Raw genomic sequence first — 13907 nt, forward strand, 5'->3', positions numbered from 1 at the left:
ACGCTCATTGTGGATTGCCCTCGCTATTGGGCACCTGTGGTAGTGGCTCTAGTTCGCGCCACACGCAGCTGCCTTTCACGGCTTTATCCAGCGCATCAAGATACTTTTGATGTAATGCCAGTTCTTCGCTGCTGGCCTGCGTCACGATCAGCGGCAAGCTATTGCTGCGGCGGGCTAAATTACTGGCGTTTTCTTCTGCGGTTGGCGCGTAGTCGATCAACAGACTATCTTGGCCACGCGTCATCGCCATATACACTTCGGCGAGTAATTCGCAGTCAATCAGCGCGCCGTGTAATGTTCGGCCAGAGCGATCGACGTCATAGCGATCACACAGCGCATCTAGGCTATTGCGTTTGCCCGGCCACAGATCTTTGGCCATTTTCAAGGTGTCGGTCACGCTAGCGACGTAGTCTTCTAACTTGCCACGGCCCAGCTTGCCCAGCTCCATATTCAGATAGCCAACGTCAAACGGCGCGTTATGGATGATGATTTCGGCGTCTTTTACAAATTCAAGAAAATCATCGACGATTTGCCCGAACTTGGCTTTATCAGACAAAAATTGCGTGGTTAAACCATGGACATTCAAAGCGCCCTCTTCAGAGTCGCGACCCGGATTGATGTAGCGATGAAAATGGCTATCGGCTTTGGATAATTTACGATCGATCATTTCAACCGCAGCGATTTCCAAAATTCGGTTACCGTCTTCAACGCGCAGACCTGTCGTCTCGGTATCGAGGAAAATTTGACGCATGATGATTCCCAACAAAACAATGGCGCTATTGTAACTGATGTTGATCACTGGCAAAAAACCGTCCACCGCGTGAAAAACCACGCGCCCTGCCTTATGTCGACAACATCAAAACCTTTTTAACGCAGAGACACAGAGGCGCAGAGAAAAGCAATTTAGGTCTCAAACCATCGCCAACACGATGATTTAAGCTGTAATTTGCTGATGTTTTGCTCTGCGCCTCTGAGTTGGATTTTGGTTGAACGCTAAAGTGAGCCGCACGCAATTGGCTTCGTTTTTTCTCACCAATTCGTTCAAATCATTTCGCCGCAGCGCCTGCGGCAAACTCGTATGATAGAAAAATCGCGCCTGCCCCACGGCACGGCGAAGGTCAACACGGCCAATATCACAATATCAATACACTCAGGAAACCCATGCCCCGCACTCTTTTTATTAGCCACGGTGCGCCATCACTAGCGATTGAGCCCAGCCCAGCGCACGATTTTTTGCTTTCACTGGGCCAAACCTTGCCTCGCCCCAAGGCCATCGTGCTGATTTCTGCACACAATATTCAAGCGCAATTCACCGTCGGTAGCGCCCAGCAATGGCAAGAAATGTATGATTTTCGTGGTTTTGCGCCTGAGCTGTATCAATTGCAATATCGCCCGCAAGGCGACCCGGGATTGGCCGAACGCCTGGGCTTACAACTAGCCAACGATGGACACTCGATGGCCATTAGCCAACACCCGGCGATTGATCATGGCGCTTGGGTGCCGTTGCTACTGATGTACCCCAAAGCCGATATCCCTTTGGTGACGATTTCATTGGCGGCATCGCTGGACAGCGCCGCGCATTTAGCGCTGGGCCAATCGCTGGCCAAATATTTACCCGATGAGGTTTTGCTGATTGGCTCAGGCAGCATTACGCATAATTTAAATGACGCTTTTAGTCGGATGAAAGACGGCCAAACTGACTGGCAAATTGAACCGTATGCAGCGCAATTCATTGCTGCAACTTACTCTGCGCTCAATACCCTGCCCTTGCTTGACTGGGTTAATTGGCAACAAAACTTACCGTATGCGCGGCAAGCCCACCCCACTATCGAACATTTCTTACCGCTACTGATTGCGCGCGCCGCCGCTGGCGATCAAGCCGACGTGCTGGCGCTGCATCAAAGTATGTCGCTGGGGGTGCTGGGGATGGATGTAATTGGCTTTACGCCAAGCGCGCATTAAGTGAGCGACTCAACGCCGCGATTGGCTAATTGATCGGCGCGCTCATTGCCAGGATTGCCGGCATGGCCTTTCACCCAACGCCACGCCACAGTATGCCGCGCCACTTGCTCGTCGAGCTGCTTCCACAAGTCTTCATTTTTAACCGCTTGTTTGGCGGCCGTTTTCCAGCCGTTTTTTTTCCAGCCATGAATCCAAGTTTCAATGCCATTTTTAACGTATTGTGAGTCGGTATGGATGGTGACTTCACACGTGCGGGTTAACGCCGCTAAAGCGCTAATCACCGCCAGTAATTCCATGCGGTTATTGGTGGTATGCGCTTCACCACCGAATAATTCTTTTTCATGCTCGCCAAAGCGCAAAAAAGCGCCCCAGCCGCCAGGGCCGGGATTGCCTTTACAAGCGCCGTCGGTATAGATTTCTACCATGATGTTCTTCACTTTTGAGGTGACGCAATGCGTGTATCTGCACTGGTTTTAAGTTGGATATTGCCGCTCAGTTTAACCGCTGTTCCGCTGTATGCCGCGACTTTTTGTCCGTGGAAAATTCCCAGCGAGAACAAAACCGAGCGTTTAATCAATCTCACCGTGGTGCAATTTATTGATGTGAATGATGAAGAAGTCAAAATCGCTTTTGGCGGCGGCAACCTCGGCAGCGGTCATGATATTCGTTTAGCGACTAAAAATCGTGATGATGGCAATAAATTGATTAAATCAATGCAAGACGCGGCGAAACTGTGTGATAAATAAATCCAGCAGTAAAAATTAAAAGGTATGTGCTTGTAGCGCATTAGATTCAAAAACTACCAGCACATACCTTTGATAAAAGTCGGTTTTGCTCTATTTACACCGATCTTTGCGCGCTTGCTGGCGGAGTTTTTCGATGGCCATTGCTGAATTCGCGGTTGCGGTGGCAGTCCGCCATTGTGGCTCGATCAAATGCATACCGCGAATCCGCTTTACCGCGGCAATACAATACACGCCACCGCCAGCTGGCCATAAGCGATCACCCGCTTGATCGAGAAACCGGCTTTTTTCTAACCAACCAGCACGTTGCACCGGTGGCCGATAACATAAATGCTCGTCTTGCAGCGTTTGAAAATCCAGCACGCTTAACCAATCTTTTAATTTGGGTAGCGCCACAAAATTGCCTTTCCACGGGATTTCTGAATTGGGCTTTAAACGGCGTAAACCCCATAAACTCCATGGATTAAAGCCCGTAATCAATAAACGCCCCTCTGGGCGCAGGGCGCGCTGACATTCGCGCAGCACGGCATGTGGGTCCTGACAAAAATCCAGCACATGTGGCAAAGCAATCAAATCCAAGCTTTGCTCATCAAATGGCAAGGCTTGAACCGAGCATTTTAACTGCGTGCCAGCAGCTTCACCCGCTTGCAAGCGCCAAGGCATGCGATTGCTACGTAGACAATCAATTTGTGGCAATTCAAGCTGCACTGCTTTGTAGCCAAAAATATCCACCACCGAGCGCTCAAACCAAGCCAACTCGCTCATGGCGACATAACGCCCTAGCGGAGTGGCGAGCCAAGTAGCAAAATGATCAAACTCAGCATTCATTTTTTGATGCCCACAGGATTTAAGTAAATAAAATGCTCAAACTACACTGCCTACCGATTCTGGATGACAACTATATCTGGCTCATCGAGCATCAACACCAAGTCATCGCCGTTGATCCAGGTCTTGCCGCCCCATTACAAAATTGGCTAGCCGCCAATCAAGCGCAATTAGCCGGCATACTCGTTACACACCACCATCATGATCATACCGGAGGCTTAAGCGCATTCGCTGGCAGCGAGCTACCCATTTACGGCCCGGCAGGCATCACAGAGGTGAATCATCCTTGCCACGATGGCGACGCCCTCACTTTACTGGGAGAGCCGTTTCAAGTCATCGCCACGCCCGGCCACACCTTAGATCACTTAGCTTACTTTGGTGCTGGCCTCTTGTTTTGTGGTGATACTTTATTTGCCGCTGGCTGTGGCCGACTATTTGAAGGCCAACCGGTGCAATTATTTAACAGTCTACAACGACTAGCCCAACTCCCTTTGCAAACGCAGGTTTGCTGTACCCACGAATACACGCTCAGCAATCTACGCTTTGCGCTGCATGTGCAACCCGATAACAGCGCCTTGATAGAACGTCAGGCCATAGAAAGCGAAAAACGTTCCCGCCAACAAGCCACTTTACCCAGCACGATTGCACTGGAATTGGCGACCAATCCTTACCTACGCTGCACAGATGCTGAGTTATTTAAGCAAGTTAAAGCCCATCAGCCAGATATAAGCACGCCATTAGATTGCTTTACCGCACTACGCAGCTGGAAAGATTCTTTCCGTTAATCCACTTTCAGCGGCTAACTCGTTGACACAGCAGGAAAGCCGCCATTAGTATCGGCAGATTCATTTACTTTGGGGTCAGCTTATGCTGCGACTACCTGCGCTCATTTTAAGCGCTTTTTTAGCCACACCGCTGCTTGCAGCTGATCCCAATACTCGCTTTGATTACGCCCTCACCCAGCCTACGGCGCCCATCAGCGCCGATACGCAGCGCGTGATGCAGGCTTTATTTAATAATCAGGTCATTCCAGCAGAAACCGATATTTGGGTCCGCGTTCGTAAAGGCTTTGCCATCCCCGATATTGATAGCCCCTTAGTCACAAAGTGGGAAAACTACTACGCCAGTCGACCTGACTACCTCAATCGCATTATTAGCCGCAGTACCCCGTATTTACACTTTGTGGTCGAAGAAGTCGAAAAGCGCGGCATGCCGATGGAAATGGCGCTCTTACCCATGATCGAATCGGCCTACAACCCCAAAGCGCTATCTTCGGCGCAAGCAGCTGGCATGTGGCAATTTATTCCTGCCACGGGTAAGCGTTATGGTCTTGAGCGCACTTGGTGGTATGACGGCCGTCGTGATGTTGTAGCGGCAACTGGCGCGGCTTTGTCTTATTTACAAGAAATTCACGGCCTTTTTGATGATTGGCAATTGGCACTCGCATCGTACAACTGGGGCGAAAATGCCGTTCGCCGCGCAGTCGATCGCAATCAAGCTGCGGGCCTAGGCGCTAGCTATAGCGACTTAAGAATGCCCGAAGAAACCCGTAACTACGTACCTAAATTACTCGCCATCCGCAATATTATTGCCGACCCAGCCGCCTATGGCGTTGAACTTAAGCCGATGGCCAATCAAGCCTATTTCACTACATTGCAACCGGGCAAACATATGGACGTGTCCATTGCTGCGCAATTGGCCGAAATTAGCGTGGATGAATTACTACGCCTCAACCCTGGGTTTATCCGCCCGGTGATTGCCCACAAAGAAGACCGACAATTAGTTTTACCGATTGCCAATAAAGCGATTTTTGAGCGTAATTTAGCGCAATACACCGAGCCATTACTCAATTGGCAGCCTTATGTCACCAAAACGGGTGAACGCTTTGAAGATTTAGCCACGACCTTTGGCATTGCCGCCGCCGAATTACGCGATATGAATGATATTGCCAGCAAAGAAAACGTTGCGCGTGGCCAAACGATTTTAGTGCCTCGCCTTGCAGGGCTAGATATCTCTGAGCGACAAACATTAGCTGCACTACATAAAAATCGTGAGTCTGACGCCATCGATACCGGTGCCAATGACAAACCCAAAGCGCAACCGGTGTTAGCTAAAAACAGCAAAACCACCGAACATAAAGTCGCCAAAGGCGATACGTTATTTAATATTGCCAACCGTTATGGCTTGAGTCTGGCGCAATTAAAATCACTCAATGGACAAAAAACCAACCATATTGCGATCGGCGATACCTTGCTAGTGCAACGCCAGCAAAATACGCTGGCGACCAAGTCTCCGAGCAAATACGTTGCCCAGCGCGGTGATACCTATAGCTCAATTGCCCGTAAATTTGACGTTGAACTGGCTGATCTAAAAAAATGGAATCGGCAAAATTTAGTGCCCGGCATGAAAGTCGTGCTATCGCAAGCTAACCGCTAATCTAACAAAACGAAAAACACCTTCTGGAACTCTTCCAGAAGGTGTTTTTTTTGCGCATAAAATCAGTGCAATTGCGCCAAGAAAAGCTTAATCTATTTAGATGATATCTCTTATTAAGAGGCTCGATCATGCCTAAGCTGCTCGAAGTGCAACGCAGTCAACACGATATTGTTTTTAATCCCACCGCAATCGATCAAACCGTAGCTGCGGCGCGCTTTTTGGCACACCTCAACGGCATTCAAGCACAAGCCTACCCCGCAGAACACAAAATCACCATCTGTTACTCACTGTGCGAATATGTGTTGCTGGATATTGAGCAGCAACTACAAAATGCCGGATTTGAGCTAGACACTCATTTTTGGCAAAAAATTAAACGTGAGTTTGTGCATTACAGTGAAGCTGTCCAACGCGATAATCTCGCCATGCCAGAACACAATTTGAAGTCACCACAAATTTATATCCATGTTTGGGAAAAACACCCGCATGGTGATCATGACGATACGCCAGAAGAGCTGCGGCGTTACCTTTAACTACCCGCACAATCCATTTAGCCACGCTGACTGCGAGCTGAAACTACCTCGCACAAACTAATACCGCAATAATCCCGAACAGAACGTGACGCGCTATAATCGGCGCTTAATCCTCAATCCTCTGTTGCCATGACTTTTTGCCCGACTCGTAGTGCCCAAATCGATCTCGACGACAACGCCCTACTGCGCTATAGCCGCCATATTTTGCTCGACGAGATCGGCATTGAAGGACAAACCGCGCTCAGCCAAGCGCATGTCTTAGTGATTGGCGCGGGCGGCTTAGGCTCGCCAGTGACACTGTATTTGGCCAGCGCCGGCATAGGTACACTGACGATTGTCGACGACGATCACATCGATTTAAGTAATTTACAACGGCAAATCGTCCATACCGAGGATCGTGTCGGACAAAATAAAGCCCTCTCGGCCAAGCAAACCCTCGAAGCCCTCAATAGCCAAATTCGCATTATTGCGCTTAACGAGCGCGCCAGCAGCGAGCGCTTACTTGAATTAGTCTCTGCCGCGGATATTGTCGTGGATTGCTGCGATAACTTTGCCACCCGCCACGCCATCAATCGCGCCTGTGTTGCCAGCAAAACCCCCTTAGTATCGGGTGCCGCAGTACGCTTTGATGGACAATTGACGGTATTTGATACTCGAATCGATGGCGCGCCGTGTTATCACTGTTTGTTTGGCGAAGAAGGCGAAGCCAATGATGGCCCTTGCGCCACCTTTGGCGTTTTTGCGCCGCTGGTGGGGATTATCGGTGCCGCACAAGCCGCCGAAACGCTTAAAGTTTTAATGGGGCTGGGTGAAACCTTGATTGGCCGCTTACAACTTTATGATGCTCGCACTGCTCGCTGGCGCGAGATGAAATACAGACAAGATCCGATCTGCCCAGTTTGCGGTACTCAAGCATGAACGACAAGCCACGCCGCCCTTCATTGCAAGACGTTGCCGATTTAGTCAACACCTCCAAAATGACCATTAGCCGCTACTTGCGCTCTCCTGAGCAAGTCGCTCCACTCACGGCGGCACGTATCGCCCAAGCCATGCAAACGCTAGGCTATATTCCGAGTCGCGTTCCAGCGATGCTATCGAACTCGCGCAGTCGAGCGATTGGCGTGCTTTTGCCCTCCATGTCCAATCAGGTGTTTTCTGCCGTCGCCCATGGCATTGAACAAGTCAGCACTCCGGCGGGCTACCACACTTTATACGGCCATTATGGTTACGAGCCTGAGCGTGAAGAACAACAAATCGAGCAATTACTGTCATTTCATATTGATGGTTTAATTTTATCGGAATCCAATCACACCACCCGCACCCGAAAAATGCTGGAAGTCGCAGCGATTCCTGTGGTGGAGATCATGGACTTACCGGCTCAGCCGATTGATTTGGCTGTTGGCCTTGATCACGTTGCCGCCGCCAAAGCCATGATCGAAGCGATGCTGGCGCACGGCTACCGGCGTATTGTGTATTTAGCGGCACGTATGGATACCCGAACTCAGCAGCGTAATGATGGTTATGGCCAAGCCATGGCCGCGCAGCAATTACAGTCACACACCATTCAAACCAGCGAATCATCAAGCTTTACTTTAGGCGCCAGCTTAATTCGCCAAGCTTTACTCGAAGTCCCCGATCTCGATGGCGTTTTTTGTACCAATGACGACATTGCCGCTGGTGCATTACTGGAATTACAAAGTATGGGCCGACGCATTCCAGAAGACATTGGCATCGCCGGTGTTAACCATCTCGACATTGGCTTGGCACTCAAACCTCAGCTCGCTAGCATTATTACGCCCCGCGAAGCGATTGGCCGCCATGCCGCCGAGCGACTCATTGGCAGCATCAATGGCCAGCAATATCCTGAACGTACACTGAACCTAGGTTTTGATCTTTTTTTGGGCGGCAGCATACTTAAACACGTTTAATCAGTGCCCTACTCCAGATACCCTCATGATGTATTTACTTGTAAGCCTTTAGCTTACTAGCACCGATACACATACATTGCGTAGTAAATATTCACCCGACTACGTAAGTGTAATCCCTAGGTCAAAACAGCCCTTAAACCCACGTCAACACTTGAGCGAAGATAAAAATAAAGGCAAGATGTTACCGAAAACATGTTACCAGTAACATCTTCAAATATTTCGATTGGAGTCGAAAAATGACAAGTACAAAAGTTTACGTTTTGATGGGTGTTTCAGGCTGTGGTAAAACGGCAGTCGCCAATCAACTCGCAAAAGATCTTAACGCCGCATTTTTAGACGGTGATTTTTTGCACCCACGCGCCAATATTGAAAAAATGGCATCAGGCCAGCCGCTCAACGACGATGATCGTGCGCCGTGGTTAGGTGCTGTCAATGATGCGGCCTTTGCCATGCAACGCACTAATCCAGTGTCGCTGATTGTTTGCTCCGCACTCAAAAAGTCTTATCGAGATCGTTTGCGCCAAGGTAATCCCAATCTCTCTTTCATCTTTTTAAAAGGTGATTACGAATTGATCGAACAACGCTTGATTGCACGCCAAGGTCATTTCCAAAAGAGCGGCATGTTAGCCTCGCAATTTGCCACGCTAGAAGTACCAAGCGCCGACGAAAGCGATGTCATCGTGATTGATATCACACCGCCACTCGAGGCCGTAATTGCTGCGGCTCATCAAGCAATCTTGGCACAGGAGTAATCGAGCATGGATACGTTTACACTCATATTTACCTCGCTAGGTTCAGTGCTGCTCTTGCTGTTTTTAGTGATGAAAGCTCGGATGCACGCCTTTGTTGCGTTGATGATTGTGTCAATTGGTGCCGGTATTTTCTCTGGCATGCCAGTCGATAAAATTGCCGACACGATGCAAAAAGGGATGGGCGGAACGCTCGGGTTCTTAGCGATTGTGGTCGCCTTGGGCGCGATGTTCGGCAAAATCTTGCATGAAACCGGCGCTTTGGACCAAATCGCGGTTAAATTACTCGACAAGTTTGGCCATAGCCGTGCCAACTATGCGCTGGGTATTGCGGGTTTGATTTGTACTTTGCCGCTGTTTTTTGACGTAGCGATTGTATTGTTGATCGGCGTGGTGTTTGCTGTGGCGCGTCGTACTGGCGGTAATGTGGTTCGTTTGGCGATTCCACTATTTGCTGGTGTTGCCGGTTCTGCAGCCTTCTTATTGCCAGGCCCAACTGCAATGCTTTTAGCATCGCAAATGAAAGCTGATTTTGGCTGGATGATTTTGCTCGGCTTGGCCGCTGCGATTCCAGGCATGCTGCTTGCCGGTCCAATTTTTGGTAACTTTATTAGCAAGCACGTGCATTTGCCATTGCCTGCGGATGTGAGCGAACCGAGCTTGGGCAAAAACCAAATGCCATCGTTTGGCTTTAGTTTGGCACTGATTTTGTTCCCACTATTATTAGTTGGTCTGAAAACCATCGTTGCGCGCTTTATCGATACCAGCGGTACTTTGCACCAATGGCTGCAATTGATTGGTCACCCATTCACTGCCATTTTATTGGCTTGTTTACTCGCGACCTACGGCTTAGCGTTGCGCCGTGGCATGAGTAAAGAAAAAGTCATGGAAGTCTGCAGTGCCGCCTTGCAACCAGCCGGTATCATTTTGTTGGTAACTGGCGCAGGTGGTGTGTTTAAACAAGTCTTGGTTGATTCGGGTGTGGGCCCTGCTTTGGGTGACGCCTTAATCAGCGCCGGTTTACCGATTGCGATTGCTTGCTTTGTTCTCTCTGCAGCTGTGCGTGTAATTCAAGGTTCGGCAACTGTTGCTTGTTTAACGACTGTTGGTTTGGTGTTACCAGTGATTGAAGCTTCTCAATTGGCCTATTCAGGTGCCCAATTGGCTGCTTTGTCGATCTGTATTGCAGGTGGTTCAATTGTCTTGAGCCATGTGAATGACTCAGGCTTCTGGCTATACGGTAAATTTACTGGCGCCAATGAAATGCAAACACTGAAAACTTGGTCGGTGATGGAAACCATCTTGGGTACCACCGGTGCCGTTGTTGGTATGGTTGCATTCTCAATGATGTAAAGCAGCGAGCAATATCGCTCATTCATGCCCAATAAAGCGTTCGCGTTTTGTTGGGCATGATGCTATTAAACGAGCAAAAAATGCACCGATTATCATAAATCAACGCTTTGTTAACGGCAAAAAACCACATCTCCCAAGTATTCAAGTTACAATTTGCGAAAATCAAATCAACGAGATGCTCAATGCGATGGATCGTGTTTTTTAGCCTTTTGTTTTGCAGTACATTAGCGCTAGCTCAGACTGTCAATTCAAACATCATTCTGACCGTTACCGGAAAATCAGCAAACTCAGAAGTACAACTCACTGAACTCATGATTGCGAAGTTGCCACAGCAAAAAATGACCATGCCAACCGCTTGGTACCCGACTGAGCAAACCTTTGAAGGCCCTTTGCTCAGAGACGTTTTAAACTTAGCAGGAATTCAATCGGGCAATATCAAGCTGCGATCGCTCAATGACTACACGATCAGCATTCCTGTGAGCGATGCACTGCAATACGACGTGATTATCGCCAGAAAGCGCAATGGGCAGCTAATGACAATTCGTGATAAAGGGCCGTTGTTTGTTATTTATCCATTCCATCAACATGAAAATCTGCGTCGAACTGAATATTATCGACGCTGTAGTTGGCAATTACGCAGCATTGCTGCCGAGTAATCAATGACCCGATTTCGTCTTATATTAAGTTTAATTTGTCTGGTGTTACTGGCTAATTTTAGTTTGATGGTGCACTTCGAATTAAAACAAAAGCAAGAGCTCAGCCGCACCAATCAATTGGGCTTAGACAATCAACTCTGGCAATTTTTTCAACTTAATAATGAATACCAGCGCTTACGCGAAGCCGTTGAACACGGCAACGCAGCGCAACTAGATAACGTCAAGTTACGCTTTGATATTTACTACAGCCGTATTGATAGCATCACCAAGCATGAAGTTGAAGACTCAGCATTTTTTAAAAACGCGCCCTTGCAACATCGCTACATCGAGCCGCTTAAAGCCTATATTGATCGCGCCGCAAACCTACTCGAGCAACAGCCGATCAGTCGTGCCGCGTGGAAAGAGTTGCAAGCACAAACTCTAGCGCAACAGGATGCGGTGAACGATCTGATTCAAGAAGCACGTACGCAAGATGCTTTGGCAATGGAAAAATATCAGCAAAATATTGCGCATTGGAGTGAGCTACGCATCATTTTGGCAGTCATTCAAGTTTTACTACTGATTATTAGTGCCTCATTAGGGTTGTATGCGCTATGGCGCTCTGAGCAAAGCCGTAAACAACTTGCCGAAACGGCGCACTCTTTACAAGAAGCGCGCCAACAAGCCGATGTGGCCAATGCCGCCAAAAGCCAATTTTTAGCGCATATTAGCCATGAAATTCGCACTCCACTCACCTCGATTCTTGGCTATACCGACCGCCTTTCCCGCAAGAAAAATATCGCCGCAGAGGATCTAAAAGAAATCGGCTACATCGCCAATAGTGGCGCGCATTTATTAAGCCTATTAAATAATGTGCTGGATTTCTCCAAATCAGAACAAAATAAACTCAGCTTGTTAAATGAATCACTCAATTTAAAACAGCTCAAACAAGAGCTAGAAACTATGTTTGAAATGATGGCCAGAGCCAAATCAATTCAATTTAATATTAGTTTGGCCGATGATTTACCCTGCAATGTGAATATCGACGCCGGTAAATTTCGGCAAATTTTAATAAATTTAATTGGCAACGCCCTCAAATTTACTGATTCAGGATCAATTGATGTCCATTTTTATGGACAGAAATTAGCCCATGATTATCAACTCAATGCCGCGGTAAAAGATACCGGCTGCGGCATTAAGCTCGCCGATCAAGCGCGTATTTTTTTGCCTTTTGAGCAAAGTGAATCAGGGCAACTCGCTGGCGGAACCGGGCTCGGCTTAGCACTTAGCCGCGACTTTGCCTGCTTAATGCAAGGCAATATTCGCTTTACCAGCCGAGTAGGCCAAGGCAGTGAGTTTATTGTTAGCGTCAAAACACAAATTATCGCCGCGCTTTTAGCCCCTACCCCTGAAGCGCCCCCAGTCAAGCTCACGCTCGACACCCAGTCACTGAGCGATCGCCTCATCTTGGTTGTCGAAGACCAAGCGGTTAATCGTGAAATGATCTGTGAAATCTTGCATGACTTTGGTGCTCGCACCTTAGAAGCGGCCAATGGCAAAGAAGGATTGCAACAGGTGGCACTGCATCCAGACATTGACGACATTATTATGGATTATCAAATGCCAGAAATGAACGGCATGACCGCCGCCCGCAGCTTACGCGAGCAAGGCTGGCTCAAGCCGATTTATCTCGTCTCTGCCAGCCCATTGAGTGAATTACAACTTGCGCCAGACTTTGCCGCTTTTAGTGGTCATCTCAGAAAACCATTTAAAATTGACGACATTATTCATTTACTCAATCGTCAATACATTGACGATCAATGCAAACCCAGCAACTTATCTTTGCTCGACGCACACACTGCGATGCAGCGCCTTGGTTTTTCGCCAGTACGGTTTTGGAGCCTATGCAATAAAGGTTTACTGCGGCTCCAAGCACTCGAAACCGAATACCAAATGGCGATCGAACAACACGCCAAACACGACGCAATACGGCACGCCCACAGTGCCAAGGGGATTGCCCAACAAATTGGCGCCAATTTACTCGGGCATTATTGGGCGCAATTAGAAATCGAGCCAGACTCACACTCAATCCAAACGCTGATTGAATTACGTCGTCGCACTCAGCAAGCCGCGCAAGAGCAAGCCACTAAGGTTTAATTTTTAAGCCCAAAATCAGCAAATCTCTAGGAATGCCATCAAGCTCGGCCACACCTGGCAAATGTCCCCAAAGCTTAAAACCCTGAGTTTCAAATAAGCAGATACTCGGGGTATTGTGCCCAAAGATAAATCCAAGCAAGGTATGCAGACCAATACCTGCCGAATGCACAATTGCCGCCTGCAATAAAAACCGCCCTAAACCTTGCCCACGAGCCGACTCGGCTAAATAAATACTCACCTCAGCCGTACCGTGGTAAGCCGGTCGCCCATAAAAGCTAGAGAACGACAACCAAGCGATAATCTGCCCCGCTTGCTCAACCACCCACAGCGGGCGATCTGCTTGTTGATGCGCAGCAAACCATGCTTGCCGACTCGCGACCGTTACTGGTTCGGTATCGGCAGTCACTTGCCGCGAGGCAATGGTGGAATTATAAATGGCCACAATCTGCGCCAAATCATCCGCCAGAGCTAAGCGATAGTCCCAAATCAAAATAATGCTCCTATAAAAACGCTGCCGTGCGCTGCAAACCGCCCGACAAAACCAAACATTGACGCCTATCCATCACTGGAGCATACCAGACAAGGCGCT

At 48.6% G+C, this 13907-nt stretch carries 15 protein-coding genes; 11 read left to right on the plus strand and 4 right to left on the minus strand.

Annotated elements, in window-relative coordinates; genetic code table 11:
- Positions 1-4: 4 nt before the first annotated feature.
- Positions 5-751 (minus strand): DNA polymerase III subunit epsilon, encoded by a 747-nt coding sequence (dnaQ, locus tag K4H25_RS15715; RefSeq protein ID WP_221021331.1) that lies wholly within the window; start codon positions 749-751, stop codon positions 5-7.
- A gap of 410 nt (positions 752-1161) precedes the next feature.
- Here dnaQ and K4H25_RS15720 point away from each other — a divergent pair, with 410 nt between their 5' ends.
- A complete protein-coding gene (locus tag K4H25_RS15720; RefSeq protein WP_221021332.1) occupies positions 1162-1962 on the plus strand; it encodes a DODA-type extradiol aromatic ring-opening family dioxygenase in 801 nt (266 codons plus the stop codon).
- Here the strand turns inward: K4H25_RS15720 and rnhA are convergent.
- Positions 1959-2387: a ribonuclease HI gene (gene rnhA, locus K4H25_RS15725; protein WP_221021333.1), complete on the minus strand. Its 429-nt coding sequence runs from the start codon at positions 2385-2387 to the stop codon at positions 1959-1961. The genes K4H25_RS15720 and rnhA overlap by 4 nt on opposite strands.
- A 27-nt stretch (positions 2388-2414) precedes the next feature.
- Between rnhA and K4H25_RS15730 the strand changes: the two genes are divergently transcribed.
- Positions 2415-2708 carry a hypothetical protein gene (locus K4H25_RS15730; protein ID WP_221021334.1) on the plus strand — a complete coding sequence of 98 codons (294 nt, stop codon included), beginning with the start codon at positions 2415-2417 and terminating at the stop codon, positions 2706-2708.
- A 90-nt stretch (positions 2709-2798) separates the two neighbouring features.
- Here the strand turns inward: K4H25_RS15730 and K4H25_RS15735 are convergent, their stop codons facing one another.
- Positions 2799-3533: a class I SAM-dependent methyltransferase gene (locus tag K4H25_RS15735; protein WP_221021335.1), complete on the minus strand. Its 735-nt coding sequence runs from the start codon at positions 3531-3533 to the stop codon at positions 2799-2801.
- A 32-nt stretch (positions 3534-3565) separates the two neighbouring features.
- On the opposite strand from K4H25_RS15735, the gene gloB reads away from it, so the two are divergent.
- The 9 genes from gloB to K4H25_RS15780 all read left to right on the plus strand — a co-directional run bounded on the left by gloB (position 3566) and on the right by K4H25_RS15780 (position 13318).
- Positions 3566-4315: a hydroxyacylglutathione hydrolase gene (gene gloB, locus K4H25_RS15740; RefSeq protein ID WP_221021336.1), complete on the plus strand. Its 750-nt coding sequence runs from the start codon at positions 3566-3568 to the stop codon at positions 4313-4315.
- A gap of 82 nt (positions 4316-4397) precedes the next feature.
- Positions 4398-5966, plus strand: coding sequence for a LysM peptidoglycan-binding domain-containing protein (locus K4H25_RS15745; RefSeq protein ID WP_221021337.1), 1569 nt, complete (start codon positions 4398-4400; stop codon positions 5964-5966).
- A gap of 128 nt (positions 5967-6094) precedes the next feature.
- Positions 6095-6496, plus strand: coding sequence for a hypothetical protein (locus K4H25_RS15750; RefSeq protein ID WP_221021338.1), 402 nt, complete (start codon positions 6095-6097; stop codon positions 6494-6496).
- A 129-nt stretch (positions 6497-6625) separates the two neighbouring features.
- Positions 6626-7414 carry a HesA/MoeB/ThiF family protein gene (locus K4H25_RS15755; RefSeq protein WP_221021339.1) on the plus strand — a complete coding sequence of 263 codons (789 nt, stop codon included), beginning with the start codon at positions 6626-6628 and terminating at the stop codon, positions 7412-7414.
- Entirely contained in the window at positions 7411-8424 is a 1014-nt protein-coding gene (locus K4H25_RS15760; protein WP_221021340.1) for a substrate-binding domain-containing protein, read from the plus strand. The genes K4H25_RS15755 and K4H25_RS15760 overlap by 4 nt, the downstream gene beginning before the upstream one ends.
- Positions 8425-8660: 236 nt before the next feature.
- Positions 8661-9176 (plus strand): gluconokinase, encoded by a 516-nt coding sequence (gntK, locus tag K4H25_RS15765; protein ID WP_221021341.1) that lies wholly within the window; start codon positions 8661-8663, stop codon positions 9174-9176.
- A gap of 6 nt (positions 9177-9182) precedes the next feature.
- Positions 9183-10526, plus strand: a complete 1344-nt coding sequence (gntU, locus tag K4H25_RS15770; RefSeq protein WP_221021342.1) for a gluconate transporter — start codon at positions 9183-9185, stop codon at positions 10524-10526.
- Positions 10527-10708: 182 nt separating this feature from the next.
- Positions 10709-11182: a putative pterin-binding protein gene (locus tag K4H25_RS15775; RefSeq protein WP_221021343.1), complete on the plus strand. Its 474-nt coding sequence runs from the start codon at positions 10709-10711 to the stop codon at positions 11180-11182.
- Between the two features lie 3 nt (positions 11183-11185).
- Entirely contained in the window at positions 11186-13318 is a 2133-nt protein-coding gene (locus K4H25_RS15780; protein ID WP_221021344.1) for an ATP-binding protein, read from the plus strand.
- On the opposite strand, the gene K4H25_RS15785 is transcribed toward K4H25_RS15780, so the two are convergent.
- Positions 13308-13808 carry a GNAT family N-acetyltransferase gene (locus tag K4H25_RS15785; protein ID WP_308443222.1) on the minus strand — a complete coding sequence of 167 codons (501 nt, stop codon included), beginning with the start codon at positions 13806-13808 and terminating at the stop codon, positions 13308-13310. The two genes, K4H25_RS15780 and K4H25_RS15785, sit on opposite strands and share 11 nt — an antisense overlap.
- Positions 13809-13907 lie beyond the last annotated feature (99 nt).

It is taken from the genome of Deefgea piscis (assembly GCF_019665785.1).
Lineage (GTDB): Bacteria > Pseudomonadota > Gammaproteobacteria > Burkholderiales > Chitinibacteraceae > Deefgea.

Bases quoted from the DNA above. Each gene is read 5' to 3' on its own strand.
- dnaQ (WP_221021331.1), bottom strand. From the start codon at position 751: ATGCGTCAAATTTTCCTCGATACCGAGACGACAGGTCTGCGCGTTGAA.
- K4H25_RS15720 (WP_221021332.1), top strand. From the start codon at position 1,162: ATGCCCCGCACTCTTTTTATTAGCCACGGTGCGCCATCACTAGCGATT.
- rnhA (WP_221021333.1), bottom strand. From the start codon at position 2,387: ATGGTAGAAATCTATACCGACGGCGCTTGTAAAGGCAATCCCGGCCCT.
- K4H25_RS15730 (WP_221021334.1), top strand. From the start codon at position 2,415: ATGCGTGTATCTGCACTGGTTTTAAGTTGGATATTGCCGCTCAGTTTA.
- K4H25_RS15735 (WP_221021335.1), bottom strand. From the start codon at position 3,533: ATGAATGCTGAGTTTGATCATTTTGCTACTTGGCTCGCCACTCCGCTA.
- gloB (WP_221021336.1), top strand. From the start codon at position 3,566: ATGCTCAAACTACACTGCCTACCGATTCTGGATGACAACTATATCTGG.
- K4H25_RS15745 (WP_221021337.1), top strand. From the start codon at position 4,398: ATGCTGCGACTACCTGCGCTCATTTTAAGCGCTTTTTTAGCCACACCG.
- K4H25_RS15750 (WP_221021338.1), top strand. From the start codon at position 6,095: ATGCCTAAGCTGCTCGAAGTGCAACGCAGTCAACACGATATTGTTTTT.
- K4H25_RS15755 (WP_221021339.1), top strand. From the start codon at position 6,626: ATGACTTTTTGCCCGACTCGTAGTGCCCAAATCGATCTCGACGACAAC.
- K4H25_RS15760 (WP_221021340.1), top strand. From the start codon at position 7,411: ATGAACGACAAGCCACGCCGCCCTTCATTGCAAGACGTTGCCGATTTA.
- gntK (WP_221021341.1), top strand. From the start codon at position 8,661: ATGACAAGTACAAAAGTTTACGTTTTGATGGGTGTTTCAGGCTGTGGT.
- gntU (WP_221021342.1), top strand. From the start codon at position 9,183: ATGGATACGTTTACACTCATATTTACCTCGCTAGGTTCAGTGCTGCTC.
- K4H25_RS15775 (WP_221021343.1), top strand. From the start codon at position 10,709: ATGCGATGGATCGTGTTTTTTAGCCTTTTGTTTTGCAGTACATTAGCG.
- K4H25_RS15780 (WP_221021344.1), top strand. From the start codon at position 11,186: ATGACCCGATTTCGTCTTATATTAAGTTTAATTTGTCTGGTGTTACTG.